The sequence below is a fragment of the Variovorax endophyticus genome (assembly GCF_025376855.1).
GTDB lineage: Bacteria > Pseudomonadota > Gammaproteobacteria > Burkholderiales > Burkholderiaceae_C > Variovorax.
In genome coordinates, this window is sequence record NZ_JAHUTH010000003.1 from 304871 (window position 1) to 323839 (window position 18969).

The 18969-nt window shown below is 68.9% G+C and carries 19 protein-coding genes; 14 read left to right on the forward strand and 5 right to left on the reverse strand.

Annotated elements, in window-relative coordinates:
• Positions 1-182 precede the first annotated feature (182 nt).
• The 8 genes from urtA to KV106_RS06170 all read left to right on the forward strand — a co-directional run bounded on the left by urtA (position 183) and on the right by KV106_RS06170 (position 7757).
• Positions 183-1448, forward strand: a complete 1266-nt coding sequence (urtA, locus tag KV106_RS06135) for an urea ABC transporter substrate-binding protein (protein ID WP_057593105.1) — start codon at positions 183-185, stop codon at positions 1446-1448.
• Between the two features lie 151 nt (positions 1449-1599).
• Positions 1600-2514: an urea ABC transporter permease subunit UrtB gene (urtB, locus tag KV106_RS06140; protein ID WP_057593106.1), complete on the forward strand. Its 915-nt coding sequence runs from the start codon at positions 1600-1602 to the stop codon at positions 2512-2514.
• Between the two features lie 25 nt (positions 2515-2539).
• Positions 2540-3736 (forward strand): urea ABC transporter permease subunit UrtC, encoded by a 1197-nt coding sequence (gene urtC / locus KV106_RS06145; protein ID WP_261207130.1) that lies wholly within the window; start codon positions 2540-2542, stop codon positions 3734-3736.
• Positions 3737-3750: 14 nt separating this feature from the next.
• Complete coding sequence (urtD, locus tag KV106_RS06150) at positions 3751-4494, forward strand: urea ABC transporter ATP-binding protein UrtD (protein WP_261207132.1); 744 nt, start codon at positions 3751-3753, stop codon at positions 4492-4494.
• Positions 4495-4828: 334 nt separating this feature from the next.
• The gene (urtE, locus tag KV106_RS06155; protein ID WP_057593109.1) at positions 4829-5530 is read left to right on the forward strand and encodes an urea ABC transporter ATP-binding subunit UrtE; all 702 of its coding nucleotides are present in this window, start codon (positions 4829-4831) and stop codon (positions 5528-5530) included.
• Positions 5531-5557: 27 nt separating this feature from the next.
• Positions 5558-6790: a formamidase gene (fmdA, locus tag KV106_RS06160; RefSeq protein ID WP_261207137.1), complete on the forward strand. Its 1233-nt coding sequence runs from the start codon at positions 5558-5560 to the stop codon at positions 6788-6790.
• Between the two features lie 21 nt (positions 6791-6811).
• Complete coding sequence (locus tag KV106_RS06165; RefSeq protein ID WP_057593111.1) at positions 6812-7156, forward strand: zinc ribbon domain-containing protein; 345 nt, start codon at positions 6812-6814, stop codon at positions 7154-7156.
• A gap of 250 nt (positions 7157-7406) precedes the next feature.
• On the forward strand, positions 7407-7757 hold the full coding sequence (locus KV106_RS06170; RefSeq protein WP_261207141.1) for an alpha/beta hydrolase: 351 nt from the start codon (positions 7407-7409) through the stop codon (positions 7755-7757).
• A 66-nt stretch (positions 7758-7823) separates the two neighbouring features.
• On the opposite strand, the gene KV106_RS06175 is transcribed toward KV106_RS06170, so the two are convergent.
• Genes KV106_RS06175 through KV106_RS06190 form a run of 4 tightly spaced genes read right to left on the reverse strand, consistent with a single transcriptional unit; the run spans position 7824 to position 11671 of the window.
• On the reverse strand, positions 7824-8945 hold the full coding sequence (locus tag KV106_RS06175) for an NAD(P)/FAD-dependent oxidoreductase (RefSeq protein ID WP_261207143.1): 1122 nt from the start codon (positions 8943-8945) through the stop codon (positions 7824-7826).
• Positions 8946-8950: 5 nt separating this feature from the next.
• Complete coding sequence (locus KV106_RS06180; protein WP_261207145.1) at positions 8951-9928, reverse strand: Bug family tripartite tricarboxylate transporter substrate binding protein; 978 nt, start codon at positions 9926-9928, stop codon at positions 8951-8953.
• A 49-nt stretch (positions 9929-9977) separates the two neighbouring features.
• Positions 9978-10670 (reverse strand): RraA family protein, encoded by a 693-nt coding sequence (locus KV106_RS06185; RefSeq protein WP_057593114.1) that lies wholly within the window; start codon positions 10668-10670, stop codon positions 9978-9980.
• The gene (locus KV106_RS06190; RefSeq protein ID WP_261207148.1) at positions 10667-11671 is read right to left on the reverse strand and encodes a hydroxyacid dehydrogenase; all 1005 of its coding nucleotides are present in this window, start codon (positions 11669-11671) and stop codon (positions 10667-10669) included. The genes KV106_RS06185 and KV106_RS06190 overlap by 4 nt, the downstream gene beginning before the upstream one ends.
• 91 nt (positions 11672-11762) lie before the next feature.
• Between KV106_RS06190 and KV106_RS06195 the strand changes: the two genes are divergently transcribed.
• The 3 genes from KV106_RS06195 to KV106_RS06205 are packed head-to-tail and all read left to right on the forward strand — an operon-like array spanning position 11763 to position 14982.
• Complete coding sequence (locus KV106_RS06195) at positions 11763-12698, forward strand: LysR family transcriptional regulator (RefSeq protein WP_057593116.1); 936 nt, start codon at positions 11763-11765, stop codon at positions 12696-12698.
• A gap of 11 nt (positions 12699-12709) precedes the next feature.
• Positions 12710-14005 (forward strand): aspartate carbamoyltransferase, encoded by a 1296-nt coding sequence (locus tag KV106_RS06200; RefSeq protein WP_261207151.1) that lies wholly within the window; start codon positions 12710-12712, stop codon positions 14003-14005.
• Positions 14006-14049: 44 nt separating this feature from the next.
• Positions 14050-14982: a MurR/RpiR family transcriptional regulator gene (locus KV106_RS06205; RefSeq protein WP_261207153.1), complete on the forward strand. Its 933-nt coding sequence runs from the start codon at positions 14050-14052 to the stop codon at positions 14980-14982.
• Here KV106_RS06205 and KV106_RS06210 read toward each other — a convergent pair.
• The gene (locus KV106_RS06210) at positions 14969-15823 is read right to left on the reverse strand and encodes an HAD-IIA family hydrolase (RefSeq protein ID WP_261207154.1); all 855 of its coding nucleotides are present in this window, start codon (positions 15821-15823) and stop codon (positions 14969-14971) included. The two genes, KV106_RS06205 and KV106_RS06210, sit on opposite strands and share 14 nt — an antisense overlap.
• Positions 15824-16016: 193 nt before the next feature.
• On the opposite strand from KV106_RS06210, the gene KV106_RS06215 reads away from it, so the two are divergent.
• From KV106_RS06215 to phnE, 3 genes are read left to right on the forward strand one after another with little or no spacing between them, the layout of a single operon-like run.
• The gene (locus tag KV106_RS06215; RefSeq protein WP_261207156.1) at positions 16017-16952 is read left to right on the forward strand and encodes a phosphate/phosphite/phosphonate ABC transporter substrate-binding protein; all 936 of its coding nucleotides are present in this window, start codon (positions 16017-16019) and stop codon (positions 16950-16952) included.
• Positions 16953-17002: 50 nt separating this feature from the next.
• Complete coding sequence (locus KV106_RS06220; protein ID WP_261207158.1) at positions 17003-17821, forward strand: phosphonate ABC transporter ATP-binding protein; 819 nt, start codon at positions 17003-17005, stop codon at positions 17819-17821.
• Positions 17818-18849 (forward strand): phosphonate ABC transporter, permease protein PhnE, encoded by a 1032-nt coding sequence (gene phnE / locus KV106_RS06225; protein ID WP_261207160.1) that lies wholly within the window; start codon positions 17818-17820, stop codon positions 18847-18849. The genes KV106_RS06220 and phnE overlap by 4 nt, the downstream gene beginning before the upstream one ends.
• The last annotated feature ends 120 nt before the right edge of the window (positions 18850-18969 follow it).

Below are 18969 nucleotides of genomic sequence, written 5' to 3' on the forward strand. Positions count from 1 at the left end.
CCGGTCCGTCGTCGTCGGTCCCGCGAGTCTGCGGGCAGGCGATGCGCAGGCCGCTACGTTGAATGACGTATTCGCGCAGCGGCCAGTGATTTCTAAAGTTCCAGCCATGGTGCCAGCCGCACCGTCCGATGCACTTCGATGGTGCGCGGCCTGTACTTTCCTCAACCTGCTGGAGTTCTTCGATGTCGCGTGATTCCGATCTTTCCCTCGATGCCCTGGCATTGCGTCGCCGCCGCCTGCTGCAAGGCGCCGCCGCGCTGCCCGTGATGGGCCTGAGCGGCCTGAGCTTCGGCCAGGGCCAGTTCCCCACGGCCAAGGTCAACACCACCAAGCTGGCCGTGACCGACACCGAGGTGACGGTGGGCCAGCTGCATTCGTCCACCGGCACGATGGCGATCTCGGAGACCGGCTCGATCCAGGCCGAGCAACTCGCGATCGACCAGATCAACGCGATGGGCGGCATCCTGGGCCGCAAGATCAAGGTCATCAAGGAGGACGGCGCCTCCGACTGGCCGACCTTCGCCGAGAAGTCGAAGAAGCTGCTGGTCAACGACAAGGTCGCGGCCGTCTTCGGCTGCTGGACCAGCGCCTCGCGCAAGGCCGTGCTGCCGGTGTTCGAGAAGGAGAACGGCCTCCTGTACTACCCGACCTTCTACGAAGGCCTGGAGCAGAGCAAGAACGTGATCTACACGGGCCAGGAAGCGACGCAGCAGATCATCTGGGGCCTGGACTGGGGCGCGAAGGAGAAGAAGGCGAAGACCTTCTTCCTCGTCGGCTCCGACTACATCTGGCCGCGCACCTCGATGAAGATCGCGCGCAAGCACATCGAGAACTTCCAGAAGGGTTCGGTCAAGGGCGAGGAGTACTACCCGCTGGGCCACACGAACTTCAACTCGCTGATCAACAAGATCAAGGTCGCCAAGCCCGACTGCATCTTCGCGGCCGTGGTGGGCGGCTCGAACGTGGCCTTCTACAAGCAGCTCAAGGCCGCGGGCATCACGGGCGACAAGCAGTTCCTGCTGACCCTGGCCGTGACCGAGGACGAGATGACCGGCGTGGGCGGCGAGAACTTCGCGGGCTTCTACTCGTCGATGAAGTACTTCCAGTCGCTCGACAACGAGAACAACAAGAAGTTCGTGGCCGCCTTCAAGGCCAAGTACGGCAAGGACGCGGTGATCGGCGACGTCACGCAGGCCGGCTACCTCGGCCCGTGGCTGTGGAAGGCCGCGGTCGAGAAGGCCGGCAGCTTCGACGTCGACAAGGTGGTGGCGGGCTCGCCGGGCATCGAACTCAAGACCGCGCCCGAGGGCTACGTGAAGCTCGACGCGAACCACCACCTGTGGAGCAAGGCGCGCATCGGCCAGGGGCAGCCGGACGGGACCTTCAAGGTGGTGGCGGAGTCGGCGGAGTTGATCAAGCCGGATCCGTTTCCCAAGGGCTACCAGTAATCCCTGCCTGCTTGCTTGTCTTTCTCCCTCTCCCTCTGGGGGGGCAGGGGTGGGGGCAAGCGGCGTGACCACCGCGCACGCCGCATGCCCCGATCCCGACCTTCCCCCAGAGGGGGAAGGAGCAACTACCCCAACACCTGGAACTGTCGCCATGACGCTGTCGGACATGTGGAACATCGGCCTGATGCAGGGCTTCGCGGGGCTGAGCCTCTTCGCGGTGCTGCTGCTCATGGGCCTGGGGCTCGCGATCATCTTCGGCCAGATGGGCGTCATCAACATGGCGCACGGCGAGTTCATGACCATCGGGGCCTACTCGGTCTTCCTCGCGGCGCAGGTCACCGAGCACCTGGCACCGGCCTTCATGCCGTACTACTTCCCGATCTCGATCGCGCTGGCCTTCGTGTTCGCCTTCATCGTCGGCTGGCTGGTGGAGTGGGCGCTGATCCGCCATCTCTACAAGCGGCCGCTCGACACGCTGCTCGCGACCTGGGGCGTGAGCCTCGGGCTGCAGCAGATCTTCCGCACCTTCATCGGTCCGAAGGAAGTGAGCCCGACGCTGCCCGAGTGGCTGATGGGTTCGTGGACGCCGCACGAGGGCCTCGACATCCCGATCAACGGCATGTTCGTGCTGGTGCTCACGGCGCTGGTCACGGGCGGCGTGCTGATCGCGCTGCACAGGAGCCGCTGGGGCCTGCGGGTGCGCGCCACGGTGGCCAACCGCACGATGGCCAACGCCACCGGCATCGACACGAAGAAGACCGACCGCCTGACCTTCGCGATCGGCTGCGGCATCGCGGGCGTGGCGGGCGCGGCCTTCACCACCATCGGCTCGACCGGGCCGACCTCGGGCTCGCTCTACATCGTCGACGCCTTCCTGGTCGTCACCTTCGGCGGCGCGGCCAGCCTGCTGGGCACGGTGGTCTCGGCCTTCGGCATCGCGCAGACGCAGTCGGTCTCGGAGTTCTTCATGACCGGCTCGATGGCCAAGGTGCTGACGCTGTCGCTGATCGTGCTGATCCTGATGATGCGGCCGCAGGGCCTGTTCGCCGTCAAGGTGCGTCGCTGACTTTCGCTTTCCCGGAGAACTCCCGATGAATTTCCTCAAGGCCTCGATCCAGCGCTACCAGCTCGGCAGCCTGCTGCTGCTGGTGCTGCTGCTCGCGGTGGTGCTGCCGCTGTCGCTCGACATCTTCCGACTCAACCTGGTGGGCAAGTACCTCACCTATGCCTTCGTCGCCGTGGGTCTGGTGATGGTGTGGGGCTACGGCGGGGTGCTGAGCCTCGGGCAGGGCGTGTTCTTCGGGCTCGGCGGCTACGCGATGGCGATGTTCCTCAAGCTCGAGGCCTCCGACCCGGTGTCGACGAAGATCCAGTCGACGCCCGGCATTCCGGACTTCATGGACTGGAACCAGATCACGGCGCTGCCGGCGTTCTGGCTGCCGTTCAAGAGCCTGCCGCTGACCTTGATCCTGGTGGTGGCGGTGCCGATGGCGCTGGCCTGGCTGATCAGCTTCGCGATGTTCAAGCGCCGCGTGGGCGGGGTCTACTTCGCGATCATCACGCAGGCGGTGGCGCTGATCCTCACGGTGCTGATCATCGGCCAGCAGGGCTACACCGGCGGCGTGAACGGCATGACCGACCTGAAGACGATGCTGGGCTGGGACACGCGCACCGACAGCGCGAAGTACATCCTCTACTACGTCTGCGTGGCGCTGCTGGTGGCGGCCATCGTGCTGTGCCGCTGGATCCAGACCAGCAAGCTGGGCACCTTGCTGCTGGCGATGCGCGACAAGGAGGACCGGGTGCGCTTCTCGGGCTACGACGTGTCGAACTTCAAGGTCTTCACCTTCTGCCTGGCGGCCGGGCTCTCGGGCATCGGCGGCGCGATGTTCGCGCTGCAGGTGGGCTTCATGTCGCCGAGCTTCGTGGGCATCGTGCCCTCGATCGAGATGGTGATCTTCTGCGCGGTGGGCGGCCGCATGAGCCTGGTGGGCGCGGTCTACGGTGCGCTGCTGGTGAACGCGGGCAAGACGCTGTTCTCGGAGAGCTTCCCGGACCTGTGGCTGTTCCTGATGGCCGGGCTGTTCATCGGCGTGACGATGGCCTTCCCGATGGGCCTGGCGGGCCTGTGGGAAGAAAAGATCCGTCCGTGGTGGAAGTCGCGTCGCCAGGCGCTGCGCGTGGCCGCGGTCAAGCCGCCCGCGGTGGCCGCGGCCCCCATCGCACCCGCGCCCACACCCGAGCCAGAACCCACGCTGCCCGACGGCGTGGGCAGCCAGCGCGCCTGAACCGGAGAACGACCATGAGCAACACCGATTTCGCGCTCGCCGTGGAAGACCTCAGCGTGTCATTCGACGGCTTCAAGGCCATCGACGACCTCACGCTCTACATCGACCGCAACGAGCTGCGCGTGATCATCGGCCCGAACGGGGCCGGCAAGACGACGCTGCTCGACCTGATCTGCGGCAAGACGCGCGCCAGCGGCGGCAGCATCAAGTTCAAGAACACGGAGCTCACGAAGATGGCCGAGCACAAGCGCGTGCGGCTGGGCATCGGGCGCAAGTTCCAGACACCGTCGATCTACGAGAACCTCAGCGTGTTCCAGAACCTCGAGGTGTCCTTCCCCAAGGGCCGCTCGGTGTTCGGCGCGCTGGCCTTCCAGTGCGACGACGAAGTCAAGGCACGCGTGCAGGCCGTGGCCACGGAGATCGGCCTGGCCGACCGGCTCGACACCGAGGCGGGCCTGCTGAGCCATGGCCAGAAGCAGTGGCTGGAGATCGGGATGCTGCTGATGCAGGAACCCGAGCTGCTGATGCTCGATGAACCCATCGCCGGCATGAGTGCGCGCGAACGCGAGCTCACGGCCGAACTGCTCAAACGCATCTGCCAGAACCGTGCGGTGATCGTGATCGAGCACGACATGGCTTTCGTGAAGCAGATCGCGCACAAGGTCACTGTGATGCACCAGGGAAAGATCCTGGCCGAGGGGCCGATGGAGAAGGTGCAGGCGGATCCGAAGGTCATCGACGTTTATTTGGGGCATTGATGCGTCTGTTTTGTGCTCTTCGTTCGGGGCGGGCTCACGCCGACGGGGTACTCCCCTCCGCGAATGTCCCCCGGCCTTCGGCCTCCTCCTTGATTTCGCTGCGGGGAGTACCCCATCGACGTGAGCCGGGACACGGCCGTAGAACCGGCCGCACAACGACTGCGCTCCTCGTGCACAGGGCAGTGGGTGCTTCCCGCAGCGAAATAAAGGAGGAGCCGAAGGCGGGGGACATTCGCGGAGGGAAGTACCCGCTGTCCTGTGCACGTGCCCCGAACCGTCGTGCTTCGAACAGCAGCGCCCCCCAAAAAGAACACGCAGGAACAAAGGCCCAACAATGAGCAACATCAACCTCAAGGTAGAAAACCTCCACGTAGCCTACGGCCAGAGCGAAGCCCTGCACGGCATCTCGTTCGAGGGCATGGCCAACGAGACCGTCGCCATCATGGGAAGAAACGGCATGGGCAAGACCACGCTGTTCAAGAGCCTCATGGGCGTGCTCCCCCTCAAGAGCGGCCGCATCGAGGTCGCGGGACAGGATGTTTCGCGCGACGAGAGTTTCAGGCGCGTTGCCAAGGGCATCGCCTACGTGCCGCAGGGCCGCATGATCTTCCCCACGCTGACCGTCGAGGAGAACATCGAGACCGGCCTCGAGAACTCCAGGACCCGCCGCATCCCCGAGGAGATCTACGCGCTCTTTCCCGTGCTGTGGGACATGCGCCGGCGCAAGGGCGGCAACCTCTCGGGCGGGCAGCAGCAACAGCTGGCCATCGCGCGTGCCCTCGTCACCGATCCCAAGGTGCTGCTGCTCGACGAGCCCACCGAGGGTATCCAGCCTTCGATCATCAAGGACATCGCCAAGGCGCTCAACGAGATCCGCAAGCTGCGCGGCCTGACCATCGTCGTGTCGGAGCAGGTGCTGAGTTTTGCCATGGACGTGGCCGACCGCCTGTTCGTGATCGAAGGCGGGCGCCTCGTGCACGAGACCGCGCGCGACAAGACCGACGTCGAGCGCATCAAGGCCTATCTCTCTGTTTAACCACAACCCCAACCAGGAGCCACTGCAATGACGGACACGCTGATCAAGGTCGATCTGACCAAGTCGCCCACCGAGAACGAGATGATCCACAACCGCTGGCATCCGGACATCCCGATGGCCTGCTGGGTCAATCCCGGCGACGACTTCATCCTCGAGACCTTCGACTGGACCGGCGGCTTCATCAAGAACAACGACAGTGCCGACGACGTGCGCGACATCGACCTGAGCACCGTGCACTACCTCTCGGGCCCCGTGGGCGTGAAGGGCGCCGAGCCCGGCGACCTGCTGGTGGTCGATCTTCTCGACATCGGCGCCAAGCAGGACAGCCTCTGGGGCTTCAACGGATTTTTCTCGAAGAAGAACGGTGGCGGCTTTCTCACCGATCATTTTCCCGAGGCGCAGAAATCGATCTGGGACTTCAAGGGCATGTTCACCAGCTCGCGCCACATCCCCGGCGTGAACTTCGCGGGCCTGATCCATCCGGGCCTCATCGGCTGCCTGCCCGACAAGCCCATGCTCGACATGTGGAACGAGCGCGAGAAGGCGCTGATCGCGACCGACCCCGATCGCGTGCCGGGCCTGGCCAACCCGCCGTTCGCGGGCACCGCCCACATGGGCAAGATGACCGGCGATGCGCGTGCCAAGGCCGCGGCCGAGGGCGCGCGCACCGTGCCGCCGCGCGAGCATGGCGGCAACTGCGACATCAAGGATCTGTCGCGCGGCTCGAAGGTGTTCTTCCCCGTCTACGTCGACGGCGCGGGCCTCAGCGTGGGCGACCTGCACTTCAGCCAGGGCGACGGCGAGATCACCTTCTGCGGCGCCATCGAGATGGCCGGCTGGGTGCACATGAAGGTCTCGCTGATCAAGGGCGGCATGGCCAAGTACGGCATCAAGAACCCGATCTTCAAGCCCAGCCCCATCACGCCGCAGTACAACGACTACCTGATCTTCGAGGGCATCTCGGTCGACGAGAGCGGCAAGCAGCACTACCTCGACGTCAACGTCGCCTACCGCCAGGCCTGCCTCAACGCCATCGAGTACCTGAAGAAGTTCGGCTACTCGGGCGCGCAGGCCTACTCGATTCTCGGCACGGCACCGGTGCAGGGCCACATCAGCGGCGTGGTCGACGTGCCCAACTCCTGCGCCACGCTGTGGCTGCCCACGGGCATCTTCGACTTCGACATCAATCCCAACGCCACCGGGCCGGTGAAGATGATCGACGGCAGCATCGACATGCCGCTGTCGCCCGACCTGCGCTGAGGCATTGGAGAAGGAAGCCGCATGCCCACCTACGACTACGACTGCGCACGGTGCGGCGGCTTCGAGGCGCTGCGCCCCTCGGCGCTGCGCGACGAGCCCGCCGCCTGCCCCGACTGCGGCGGCGCCTCACCGCGCGTGCTCTCGGCCGCGCCGCGGCTCGCGCTCATGGCGGCCGACACGCGCCATGCGATGGCCACCAACGAGCGCGCAAGGCACGAGCCCGCGAGCTCGCGCGACTACGCGCGATTGCGCCATCCATCGGGCTGCGGATGCTGCTCGACGAATGCGCGCCGCGGTGCCACGGTGACCGCGTCGAACGGTGCCAAGTCGGCACCGTCGCGGCGGCCCTGGATGATCTCGCATTGAGGATTTGGCAAGTTTTCATGCATGCGTCGGAAGCATGCAAAGGATGCGTGAAAGTAGTGCTTTCAGCCGATCTCCCTATGAAAATGGCAGATTCGGTGGCTCGCTCGCATGCGTGAAACTTGCCCAAAACTTTCTTGATTGTTTCGAAACGGCGAACGCCGTGATTCTTTTTGCGGTGATTCAAAAGGGTCGAACAGGATCAAACTTCTCCTCACGGACAAACCACCGTTCAACCTGAAGGAGATACCAAATGACCGCCTCGAAGATCCTCGCCGCCGTTGCCGTTGCCCTGCTTGCCGCCACCGGCGCACAAGCCGAAACCTATGACGGCGTCCACACCGTGCACTCCACGGTCTCGCGTTCCGAAGTCGCATCGCAAGCCGTGGCAGCCGCCCGTGCCGGCGACGCCTACAGCGAAGGTGCCACCGCCGGTGCGCAACCCTTCAGCTCGACCGCCGATCGCTCGGCCGTCCGTGCCGAAGCCGTTGCCAAGGCCCACGATCCGCTGCAAAGCCTGGACCGCCGCGCCTTCTACCGCGACGAAGTGCCGCAAGCCTACAAGAAGCCCAGCGTGTCGTTCACGCGCCAAGCCGGCCTGTGAGCCAGCGCCGCAGCCATGGCACCTCGGGTGCCGACAGGAACGGGCCTTCGGGCCCGTTTTTTTTGTCTAGCCCATCGCCGACACCAGCCCCGCCACGTGCGCGCCCAGCGCGAGCGAAGCGGTCAGCCCCGGCGACTCGATGCCGAACAGGTTGACCAGTCCGGGTATCCCGTGCACCCGCGGCGTCTGGATCACGAAGTCCGTCGCCGTGTTGTGCATCGACGAGCCCGGTCCCGCGAGGCGCGGGCGGATGCCGGTGTAGCCGGGCTGCAGCTCGCCGTCGCGCAGGCCGGGGTAGTAGCGGCGCACCGCGGGATAGAAGGCCGCTTCGCGCGAGGCATCGAAGCCGTAGTCGACGCCGTCGCGCCAGCCCAGGTCGGGGCCGAACCGGCACTGGCCGCCGAGGTCCAGCGTCACGTGCGCGCGCAGTGCGCCATCGCGCCCCGCCGGGTACACGAGATGGCGAAACGGCGACGGCCGCGCGAGCGAGAAGTAGTGGCCGATCGCGTGGTACAGCGGCGGCACCCGTTCGGCCGGCATGCCCTCGATGCGCGAGGCGACCGCCTGCGCACCCAGGCCGGCGGCGTTCACCACCGTGCCGCACACCACGCTCGTCTCCTCGGCGCCGCCCACGTCGAGCACGATGCCGTCCGCGGTCGGGCGCGCGGCCAGCACGCGGCTGTGCAATGCGAGCGCGGCGCCCGCGCGTTCCGCATCGCCCAGGTACGACAGCATCAGCGCGTGGCTGTCGACGATGCCGGTCGAGGGCGAATGCAGCGCGCCCACGCACGCCACCTCGGGTTCCATCTCGCGCGCCTCGGCCGCGCCGATGAGGCGCAGTTCGGTCACGCCGTGCGCCGCGCCCAGCTTCAGGTAGTTGTCGAGCTCGGGCAGCTCGGCGTCCTCCACCGCCACGATCAGCTTGCCGATGCGCCGGTGGCCGATGCCGCGCTCGGCGCAATAGGCGTACAGCGCGGCCTTGCCGGCCACGCACAGCCTTCCCTTGAGCGAGCCCGGCGCGTACGAGAGACCCGCATGGATCACCTCCGAGTTGCGCGCGCTGGTGTGCGTGCCGATGGCGTGCTCGGCCTCGAGGATCACCACCTCGCGCCCGGCCAGCGCGAGCGAGCGCGCGATCGCGAGGCCCACCACGCCGGCGCCGATCACGACGCAGTCGATCCGGTCCATGCGCTTCAGTCCAGCTTGATGCCGGCGTCGCGGATCAGCGCGCCCCACTTGGCGTGCTCGGCGCGGATGTAGGCATCGAACTGCTGCGGCGTGCCGGTGACGGGGACGCTGCCTTCCAGCGCGAGCTTGTCCTGCACCTCCTTGCGCGCCACCACCTTCACCACGGCGGCGTTGAGGCGCGCCACCACGTCGGCGGGCAGTCCGGCCGGACCGACCAGCCCGACCCAGGTCGTCGCCTCGAAACCCGGGAAGCCCTGCTCGGCCACCGTGGGCACGTCGGGCAGCGCGGGCAGCCGCTGTGCCGAGGTGACGGCCAGCGCGCGCGCCTTGCCGCCCGAGAGCTGCGGCATCACCGACACGCTGCTGCCGAAGTACAGGCCGATCTGTCCGCCCAGCAGGTCGGTCATGGCCGGGCCCGCGCCCTTGTACGGCACCTGCAGCACCTGGAGGCCCGCGCGGCGCGCGAGCATCTCGCCGGCCAGGTGGCCGACTGTGCCGCTGCCGGCCTGCGCGATGCTGAACTGGCCCGGCCTGGCCTTGGCGGCCTTGACGAAGTCGGCCAGGGTGCGCAGCGGCGAGTCGGCGCGCACCGCCAGCACCACGGGCTGCGCCGCCACTTCGGCGATGGGCGTGAAGTCCTTCAAGGCGTCGAAGGGCATCTTCGGATAGAGCCAGGGGTTGATCGTGAGGTTCGAGGTCTGCCCCATGCCGATGGTGTAGCCGTCGGGCGCGGCCTTGGCCACGGCGTCGAGGCCGATGTTGCCGGCGGCGCCCGGCTTGTTGTCGATGACGACCGTCCAGCGCTCGAGCACGGTGAGCCGCTCGGCGATCAGGCGCGAGGTGGCGTCGGTGCCGCCGCCCGGCGTGAAGGGCACCACCAGCCGCAGCGGCTTCTGCGGCCAGTCGTTCTGCGCGCGCGCCATGCCGGCGGCCTGGGCCAGCGCGGCGAGGGTGGCGGCCTGCAGGAAATTTCTTCGGTCCATGTCTTGTCTCCTTGGGTTCTCGTGGGCTCTCTCGGCGGGGGGGCGGGGCTCAGACCGGCAGGCCCTTGGCGCGCAGCACGGCGTCGAAGCGCTCGGGATCGGCGGTGCCGGCGCGGTTGGCCTCGCGGATTGCCGCCTCGCGGGCCAGGTGCGCGCGCGTCTTCTCGAGCACGCTCGCGGCTTCGGCGGCCGGCACGGCGATGACGCCGTCGGCATCGCCCACCACCAGGTCGCCCGGCAGCACGACCAGGCCCGCGCACGAAACGGGCACGTTCACCTCGCCCGGGCCGTCCTTGCTCGGGCCGCGGTGCGTGTGGCCGCGCGCGAAGATCGGCATGCCGTCCCCGGCCCACTCGCACAGGTCGCGCACCGCGCCGTCGATGACCAGGCCGGCCAGCTGTCGCGCGATGCAGGTGGTGCGCATCAGCCCGCCGACCAGCGCCTGCGTGAGGTCGGCGCCGCCGTCGACGACCAGCACGTCGCCCGGCGCGACCATCGTCAGCGCCTTGTGGATCATCAGGTTGTCGCCGGGCCGCACGCGCACGGTGACGGCCGGGCCGCACAGCACCGTGTCGAGCCGCGCGTGGTACTGGCGCAGGCCGACGGTGCCGATGTGGCGGCTCATCGCGTCGCCGATGGCGGCCACGGGCAGCGCGCGAAAGGCATCGACGATGGCGGCATCGGGGCCCGCGGCGCGTGGGTTGATGCGGTAGCCGGGCGGCCAGGAAAGGGGCGTGGTCATGCGTTGACTCCGTGGGCGGGGATGGAGGAGGAAAGGACCTGCGGGTTCACGCAGGCCGAGGGATCGGCGGGACGGCCCTGCAGCCAGCCGAGCACGTTGCGCGCGGCGCCTTCGGCCATGGCCGCGAGCGCGGCCGGCGTGGAGCCGCCGACGTGCGGCGTGAGCACCACGTTGGGCAGGGCCGCCAGCGGGCTGTGCGCGGGCAGCGGCTCGTCGGCCATCGTGTCGAGGCCGGCGGCGTGCAGGTGGCCGCTGCGCAGCGCGTCGACGAGCGCGGCCTCGTCGACCACCTCGCCGCGCGCCGTGTTGACGAGGATCGCGCCGCGCGGCAGGGCCGCGAGCTGCGCCGCGCCCAGCATCCGGTGCGTGTGGCGGTTGAGCGGCACGTGCAGGCTCAGCACCTCGCTCAGCGGCAGCAGCGCCTCGACCGAGGGCAGCATGCGCACGCCGGCCACCGGGGCCGCGCCTTCGCCGATCGCGGGATCGAACGCGGCCACCCGCATGCCCAGCGCCAGGCCCACGCGCGCCACGCGCTGGCCGACCTGGCCGAAGCCGACCAGGCCCAGGGTCCGGCCCTGCAGCTCGACGCCGTCCTGCGCACGCGACCAGCGGCCCTCGTGCAGCTCGCGGTCCATCCAGCCGATGCGGCGCGCGGCGGCGAGCATCAGGCCCAGCGTCATCTCCGCCACCGAGGGCGCGTTGGCGCCGGGCGTGACGTAGACCGGGATGCCGCGCGCCGTGGCGGCCTCGACGTCGATGTTGCTCACGCCCACGCCGTGCTTCGAGACCACCTTCAGCGTGGGACAGGCGGCGATGGCCCGCGCCGACAGCGGCACGGTGCGCGAGACGACCGCGTCGACGGGTTCGCTGGCCATCAGGCGTTCGACCTCCTCGGCGCTGTCCGCGTGCGTGAGGTAGAGGATGCGCGCGCCGGCCGCGGCGAGCAGGTCGGTGCCGGCCTTGGCCAGGCGCGGCGCGGTCACCAGAACGGTGGGCTTCATGGGTCTCCTTGCGATGCGGGGCGGATTCTCGAAAGCCCAACTCATTCCGTCCAATCGATAATGTTCATTCAATGATTCCTCGGAGCTATGAATGGACATACAGCTGCGCGACCTGAAGTACTTCGAGGCGGTGGCCGACGCGGGCCACCTGGGCCAGGCCGCCGACAAGCTCGGCCGCACCCAGCCCGCGCTCACCAAGGCCGTGCAGCGGCTCGAGGAAGCCTTCGGCAGCGCGCTGTTCGAGCGCAAGGGCCGCGGCATCCAGCTCACCGCCGTGGGCGAGGTGCTGCTGGCGCGCGCGCGGCTGCTGCGCGGCGCCACCGAGGAGGCGTTGCGCGAGGTCAGCGATTTCGCCAAGGGCAACGCGGGCCATGTGCGCATCGGCAGCGGCCCCATCGCCGCGGAGCACGTGCTGCCCGAGGTCTGCAACCTGCTGCTGGCCGAGGCCGGCGACACGCGCATCGACATCACCGTCGCGCCCAGCATGGCGCTGCGCGAGCGGCTGCGCGAAGGCGCCATCGACCTGCTGATCGGCCTCATGCCCGAGCACGACCCGGCCTTCGTCACGCATTCGATCGTCGAGGACGTGGTGGTGGTCGCGGCCAGTCCGCAGCACCCGGTGTTCGACATGCCGCGGCCCACGATGAAGGCCCTGCTGCAATGGCGCTGGGTGCTGCCGGCCGATCCCATTCCCAGCCGCCAGTGGCTCGATGCGACCTTCCAGTCGCGCGGGCTGCCGTTGCCGACCGTGCAGGTCAACGCCAACTCGATCCCGCTGCTGCCGCGGCTGATCTCGCGCACCGACCTGCTGAGCTTCCTGTCGCGCCACACGCTGGGCGCGGCGGGGCGCGAAGGCACGCTGCGCGAGGTGCCGCTCAAGGAAACCACGCTGCGCCGCCACTTGGGCGTCACCTACCGCAAGGAGGGCTACCTGTCGCCCGCGGCGCGGCGGCTGGTGACGCTGCTGCGCAGCGAAGGCGAGCAGCTTTTTTCCACGGCGCTGTCGAAATATACGCATTGCGTATAAACTCGCGGCCCATGAACATGCCGCAACAGGTGCTCCTCCGCGACGCGATGCGTCAGCTCAACATGACGCGCGACGCCTTCGCCGAGCGCATCGGCAGCCGGAGAAGGGCGCTCGATGCCTGGCTGCTGCCCGACGAGTCGAACGAATTCCGGGCCATGCCCGAGGTCGCGCGGCGCTTCGTGAGCGAGATCCTGGCCTCCAGTGGGCGGCCCAGCGAATATACGCAGAGCGCACATGATGGCGCGCTGCGCCGGTCGCTCCATGTCGACGGCGCGCAGCACCTGCTGTCGGTGGCCCAGTTCGACCGCGATGCCATCGACGAGCTGTTCCGGCTCGCCGACGTGATGCAGCCGATCGCGCGCCGCCGCAAGGTCAGCCGCGTGCTCGAGGGCGCGGTGCTGGCCAACCTGTTCTTCGAGGCCAGCACGCGCACGCGCGTGAGTTTCGGCGCGGCCTTCTGCCGGCTCGGCGGCTCGGTCTGCGACACGACGGGCTTCACCTTCTCCTCGATGGCCAAGGGCGAATCGATCCGCGACACCAGCCGCGTGATCAGCGGCTATGCCGACGCGATCGTGGTGCGCCATCCCGAGCAGGGCTCGGTCGCCGAATTCGCGCGCGCCACCAATGTGCCGGTCATCAACGGCGGCGACGGGCCGGGCGAGCATCCGAGCCAGGCGCTGCTCGACCTCTACACCATCCAGCGCGAGTTCTCGCGCCTGGGCAAGCTGGTCGACGGCGCGCATGTCGCGATGGTCGGCGACCTCAAGTACGGCCGCACCGTGCATTCGCTGATCAAGCTGCTCGCGCTGTACCGCGGCCTGAAGTTCACGCTGGTCGCGCCGCCGCAGCTCGCGATGCCGGCGGAAATCGTGGCGCTGGTGAGCCGCAACGGCCACGTGGTGGAGACCGCCACCGCGCCGGCGCGGGCGCTGGCTGGCGCCGACGTGGTCTACGCGACGCGCATCCAGAAGGAGCGCTTCGCGCACGACGAGGTGCTGGAGGGCTTCGACCAGGCCTTCGCGATCGACCGCGCGCTGGTCGATGCTTCGTGCCGGAAGGACGTGGTGCTGATGCATCCGCTGCCGCGCGACGGTCGCCCGGGCTCGCACGACCTGAGCACGGACCTCGACAACGACCCGCGGCTGGCGATCTTCCGCCAGACCGACAACGGCATCCCGGTGCGCATGGCGATCTTCGCCACGCTGCTGGGCGTGGACAAACTGGTGAGCCGCTCGATGCGCGACGCGGCCTGGACGCCGCCCTCGCACATCGGCCCCGACGACAGCAGCTTCCACGGCCTCGACTGAGGGATGCGCGAAACCGCCATCGAGCGCGGGTAAGCTCGCCGCCCATGAAGCGCAACTCCACCGCCAAGTCCACCAGCGTCACCCCCGCGCCCAACGGCAAGGCCTCGGCCGCCGATGCCTCCGGCGGCGCCCCGGTGTTCGCGGTGCTCGCGCGCATCGAGACCCTCTGGTCCTCGCTCGGCCCGGTGGGCCAGCGCATCGCCGACTTCATCGTGAAGAATCCGCGCGAGGTGGTCCACATGTCGGTCAGCGAGGTGGCCGAGCGCACCGGTTCGAGCGAAGGCAGCATCGTCGGCCTGTGCAAGAACCTCGGCGCCACCGGCTTCCAGCAGATCAAGATCGCGCTGGCGCAGGAGATCGTGCGGCCGGTGCAGTTCATCCACGAGGACCTCGATCCGCAGGACGCGGCCGATGCGGTGATCCGCAAGATCTTCCAGAGCAACGTGCAGACCCTGCACGACACGCAGGCCACGCTCGACGCCGGTTCGATGGAGCGCGCGGTGAAGCTGCTGCGCGATGCCGAGCGCATCGAGATCTACGGCATCGGCAGCTCCGCCACCATCGCCGAGGACGCGCATTACCGCATGCTGCGCATCGGCCTCAACGCGAAGGTGGTGGTCGATTCGCACGTGCAGGCGATCAGCGCCTCGCTCACCGACTCGCGGGTGGCGGTGCTGACCATCTCGCACTCGGGCAGCACGCACGAGACCGTGACCGCGACGCGGCTGGCCAAGGAGGCCGGCGCCTCGACCGTGTGCATCACCAACTTCGGCAAGTCGCCGATCCAGGCCTTCGCCGACGTGCTGCTGTTCACCATGGCGCGCGAGACCAACTTCCGCACCGAGGCCATGACCAGCCGGCTCGCGCAGCTCGCGATCATCGACGTGCTGATCGCCTGCCTGGCGCTGTCGGACTACGACACCTCGGTGCGCACGCTGCGCCAGACCTTCGACGTGCTGTCGCTCAAGCGGTACTGAGGCGGCTGCGCTCGCTCGGCCGCGCGGGCAGGGCAGTCACCTCGGCCGTGGCGCGCGCATGCAGCAGGCCGGCGACCGACGGCGCCACCGCCTCGGGCGCGGTGCCGACCAGCAGGCAGGCCATGCCCAGCCGCGCGGCGCCCGCGGCATCGGTGGCCGGGTTGTCGCCGATCACCACCGTGCTCGCGGGCTCGGCGCCCAGGCAGCGCAGGCCCTCCTCGAACAGCAGCGGCTCGGGCTTGCCGACGATGCGCCAGGGCTGCGCGCCGCTGGCCGTGAGCACGGCCGCGAGCAGCGAGCCGGTCTCGGGCACCACGCGGCCGTGCGGGCCCGGATGGGTGGCGTCGGCGTTCGTGACCACCAGCCGCGCGCCGCGCAGCAGCTCGTTGGCCACCGCGCCGAGCCGGGCATGGCTGAAGCGCATGTCGAGCGCGAGCAGCACGAATTCGGCCTCGGACGCGACCAGCCGGAAGCCGAGCGCGCGCGCATGGCGCTGCAAGGCGGGCGTGCCCACCACCATCAGCCGCGCGGTGGGGTGCTGGCGCGCGAGCAGGCTCACGGCGAGCTCGCCGGCCAGCACGATGCGCTCGGGCGGCGCGCGCAGGCCGAGCCGGCGCAGCCGCAGCGCGAGGCCCTGGGCGGTGTGGGTCGAGTTGTTCGACACGATCGCGAAGCGGCCCTCGAAACGCTCGAGCAGCTCGGCCGCGCCGTCGATGGCCTCGTTCTGGCGCACCAGCGTGCCGTCGAGGTCGAGCAGCAGGTGGCGCGCCTGCGCGAGCGGTGCCAGGTCCGCTGCCGCGGGGCCTCCCGGCGCCCGGGTCTTGGATGCGATGTTCTTCATGGATCTCCGGTTCGGGCCATCGGGGGAACGGGGTGTCCTGGCCGTGGGGCGGGATTGTATTGAACATTGCTCAGTTGATTGCTAATTTTCAAATGAGCTTATTTCATTTGCTTGTCATCTTCGACTTCTAAAGTTCAACGCAACCGAGCGAGGCACTCGCCCGAGAAACGCCCCCGAACCGAAGGAATCGATCATGAAGAAACTCCTGGCCATCGCCGCCGCCGCCGTCTCGTTCAGCGCGCTGCTGGCCCTCCCGTCCCATGCCCAGTCCGTGGCCGACGGCTCGCGCGAGCATCCGCTGCGCGTGCTGCTGATTCCCGCCGACGGCGGCACCGAGTCGGGCACCAAGGCCGACTACGCGCCGGTGTTCAACGCCATCACGCGCAGCACCGGCCTGAACTTCGACCTCAAGGTCGGCCAGTCCTATGGCGCCGTCGTCGAGGGCATGTGCAACCAGCTCGCCGACATCGCCTTCTTCGGCCCGGTGTCGTACGTGCAGGCCCACAAGCGCGGCTGCGCGCAGCTGCTGGCCGTGGGCGTGGAGAAGGGCGCCTCGGTCTACTACGCCGGCATGTTCGCCAAGGCCAACGCCCCGATCGCCTCGATCAAGGACCTCAAGGGCAAGCGCGTGGCCTTCGGCGACGTGAACTCGGCCTCGAGCTTCACCTTCCAGGTCGCGATGCTGCTCGACGCCGGCATGGACCCGGCCAAGGACCTGTCGGCGATCCGCATGACCGGCAGCCACGCCAGCAGCCTGGCGGCGCTGGTGCAGGACCAGGTCGACGTGGCCTCGCTCTCGTTCGACTCGTACGAGAAGGCGGTCAAGCAGGGCGCGGCCGATCCGAAGATCATCAAGGTGATCGCCAAGAGCATGGCCATTCCCTATCCGCCGCTGGCGCTGAACTCCAAGCTGCCCGAGGCGCTGAAGACCAAGCTCAAGGACGCCTTCCAGACCGTGAACAAGGCCCCTGGCGTCACGCCCGACATGATCCGCGGCTACGGCGGCGGCAAGATCGACGGCTACGACACCAAGTTCTCCGAGGAGGAGTTCAACGTCGCCGCCGAGAAGCTGGGCCTGCTGACCGACGACCTCAAGGGCCGCATCCTCGCCAAGGCGGCCGAGCGTTGATCGCCGGCGATCGCACGCACGCCGCAGCGCCCGCCGCCGGAAGCACGCCCATGCTGCAGTTCGAATCGGTCGCCATGCGCCACCCCGACGGCACGCGCGCGCTCGGCGGCGTCTCGCTCGAGGTGCCCGCGGGCCAGTTCTGCGTGGTGCTGGGCGCCTCGGGCGCGGGCAAGTCGACCCTCTTGCGCACCGCCAACGGCCTGGTCGTGCCCACGCAGGGCACGGTGCGGGTCGAGGGCGTGCGCATCGCGGCGGGCTCGCTGGCGCGCGTGCGTCCGCGCATCGGCATGATCCACCAGCAGTTCAACCTGGTGCTGCGCTCGAGCGTGGCCGAGAACGTGCTCGCCGGCGCCTTGCCGGCCCTGGGCACCTGGCGCGCTTTACTCGGCCTGTTCACCGACGCGCAGCGGCGCAAGGCCTGCGAACTGGTCGAGTCGGTGGGCCTGGGCGAGGAGCACCTGCTGCGCCGCGTGAGCGAGCTCTCGGGCGGCCAGCAGCAGCGCGTGGGCATCGCGCGCGCCTTCATGCTCGATCCGCCGCTGGTGCTGGCCGACGAGCCCGTGGCCAGCCTCGATCCGCAGACCAGCCACGACGTGCTGTCGCTGCTGCGCCGGCAGGCGCGCGAGCGCGGCACCACGGTGCTGTGCAGCCTGCACCAGGTCGAACTGGCCTGTGAGTTCGCCGACCGCATCGTGGCGCTGCGTCGCGGCGTGGTGGTGTTCGACGGCGCGCCGCGGATGTTCCAGTCGCAGGTCTTCGATGCGATCTATGGCCGCGACGATGCGGCCCCCGCGGCCCGGCCGTCGCTGGCCGGCGAGCCCGAGGCGGCGCTGCCGCTGCATGCCGGTGCCCTGGAGCTGGCGCGATGAACACGATCCCGACGACCCCCGAGGCGCGTGCGTCGCGCCCGGCCTCGGCCTGGGACCTGCCGCGGCCCTTCGGCACCCGGACGCTGCTCGTGCTGCTGCTGGTGATCGTGGCGGGCTTCTTCGCGGGCCAGCGCGTGGAACTGGGCCGCATGCTCTCGCTGACCGGCGAGGGCGTGCTCGCCGCGGTGGGCCTGCGCGACGACTCGCAGGTGCTCTCGGGACTGGGCTCGATCGCGCGCTCGCTGTTCCCGCCGCAGATCTCCGAGCAGACCGAGGTCGCGCGCATCGAGGGCTTCGACCGCAACCGGCTGCCCTGGTTCTCGCGCGTCGAGACGATCGAGACGCACGAGCCCAAGCTCAATCCCGAGACCCTGCAGATGGAGGACCGCGTCGAGCGCCGCGAGGTGCTGGTCGAGCCGCTGGGCTATCTGTGGCACGTGGCGGTGAAGATGCTCGAGACCTTCGAGATCGCGGTCTGGGCCACGCTGATCGCGATCGTGCTGAGCGCGCCGCTGGCCTGGTGCAGCGCGAGGAACTACGCGCCCAACCGCCTGGCCTACGGCCTCGCGCGCAGCGTGGTCGGCCTGTTCCGCGCGGTGCCCGAGCTGGTGAGCGCGCTGTTCCTGGTGCTGGCCTACGGCTTCGGCCCGATCGCCGGCGTGCTGGCCCTCGCGCTGCATTCGGCGGGCTTTCTCGGCAAGTTCTACGCCGAGGACATCGAGACCGCCGACGACAAGCCGCAGGAGGCGCTGCGCGCCATCGGCGCCAGCAAGCTCAAGGTGATGCGCTTCGCGGTGCTGCCGCAGGTGATGCCGCAGTTCATCGCCTACACGCTCTACGTGCTCGACCGCAACGTGCGCATGGCCACCGTGGTCGGCCTGGTCGGCGCGGGCGGCATCGGCCAGGAGCTCAAGGGCCGCTACGACATGTACAACTACGCGCACGTCGGCACGATCCTGATCGCGATCTTCCTGACCGTGCTGGTGCTCGACCGCGTCGCCGCCCGGCTGCGCAGCCGCTATGGCTGAGCCCTGAGTCCGAGCGGGCACCGCGTGCGCGGCGCCCGCTTCCTTTCCCCGCCTCTCGTCCGAACTCTCGCGCGGCCCGTCCGCCGCGCGGAGCGGCCTCGGCCGCGCCTTCGTCTCCCA

What these genes read in the sequence shown, in the direction of transcription:
- urtD (WP_261207132.1), top strand. Translation starts at nt 3,751, where the DNA reads ATGAGCAACACCGATTTCGCGCTCGCCGTGGAAGACCTCAGCGTGTCA.
- KV106_RS06170 (WP_261207141.1), top strand. Translation starts at nt 7,407, where the DNA reads ATGACCGCCTCGAAGATCCTCGCCGCCGTTGCCGTTGCCCTGCTTGCC.
- KV106_RS06205 (WP_261207153.1), top strand. Translation starts at nt 14,050, where the DNA reads ATGAAGCGCAACTCCACCGCCAAGTCCACCAGCGTCACCCCCGCGCCC.
- KV106_RS06185 (WP_057593114.1), bottom strand. Translation starts at nt 10,670, where the DNA reads ATGACCACGCCCCTTTCCTGGCCGCCCGGCTACCGCATCAACCCACGC.
- urtA (WP_057593105.1), top strand. Translation starts at nt 183, where the DNA reads ATGTCGCGTGATTCCGATCTTTCCCTCGATGCCCTGGCATTGCGTCGC.
- KV106_RS06165 (WP_057593111.1), top strand. Translation starts at nt 6,812, where the DNA reads ATGCCCACCTACGACTACGACTGCGCACGGTGCGGCGGCTTCGAGGCG.
- KV106_RS06220 (WP_261207158.1), top strand. Translation starts at nt 17,003, where the DNA reads ATGCTGCAGTTCGAATCGGTCGCCATGCGCCACCCCGACGGCACGCGC.
- KV106_RS06190 (WP_261207148.1), bottom strand. Translation starts at nt 11,671, where the DNA reads ATGAAGCCCACCGTTCTGGTGACCGCGCCGCGCCTGGCCAAGGCCGGC.
- KV106_RS06200 (WP_261207151.1), top strand. Translation starts at nt 12,710, where the DNA reads ATGAACATGCCGCAACAGGTGCTCCTCCGCGACGCGATGCGTCAGCTC.
- urtE (WP_057593109.1), top strand. Translation starts at nt 4,829, where the DNA reads ATGAGCAACATCAACCTCAAGGTAGAAAACCTCCACGTAGCCTACGGC.
- phnE (WP_261207160.1), top strand. Translation starts at nt 17,818, where the DNA reads ATGAACACGATCCCGACGACCCCCGAGGCGCGTGCGTCGCGCCCGGCC.
- KV106_RS06210 (WP_261207154.1), bottom strand. Translation starts at nt 15,823, where the DNA reads ATGAAGAACATCGCATCCAAGACCCGGGCGCCGGGAGGCCCCGCGGCA.
- KV106_RS06180 (WP_261207145.1), bottom strand. Translation starts at nt 9,928, where the DNA reads ATGGACCGAAGAAATTTCCTGCAGGCCGCCACCCTCGCCGCGCTGGCC.
- urtB (WP_057593106.1), top strand. Translation starts at nt 1,600, where the DNA reads ATGACGCTGTCGGACATGTGGAACATCGGCCTGATGCAGGGCTTCGCG.
- KV106_RS06175 (WP_261207143.1), bottom strand. Translation starts at nt 8,945, where the DNA reads ATGGACCGGATCGACTGCGTCGTGATCGGCGCCGGCGTGGTGGGCCTC.
- KV106_RS06195 (WP_057593116.1), top strand. Translation starts at nt 11,763, where the DNA reads ATGGACATACAGCTGCGCGACCTGAAGTACTTCGAGGCGGTGGCCGAC.
- fmdA (WP_261207137.1), top strand. Translation starts at nt 5,558, where the DNA reads ATGACGGACACGCTGATCAAGGTCGATCTGACCAAGTCGCCCACCGAG.
- KV106_RS06215 (WP_261207156.1), top strand. Translation starts at nt 16,017, where the DNA reads ATGAAGAAACTCCTGGCCATCGCCGCCGCCGCCGTCTCGTTCAGCGCG.
- urtC (WP_261207130.1), top strand. Translation starts at nt 2,540, where the DNA reads ATGAATTTCCTCAAGGCCTCGATCCAGCGCTACCAGCTCGGCAGCCTG.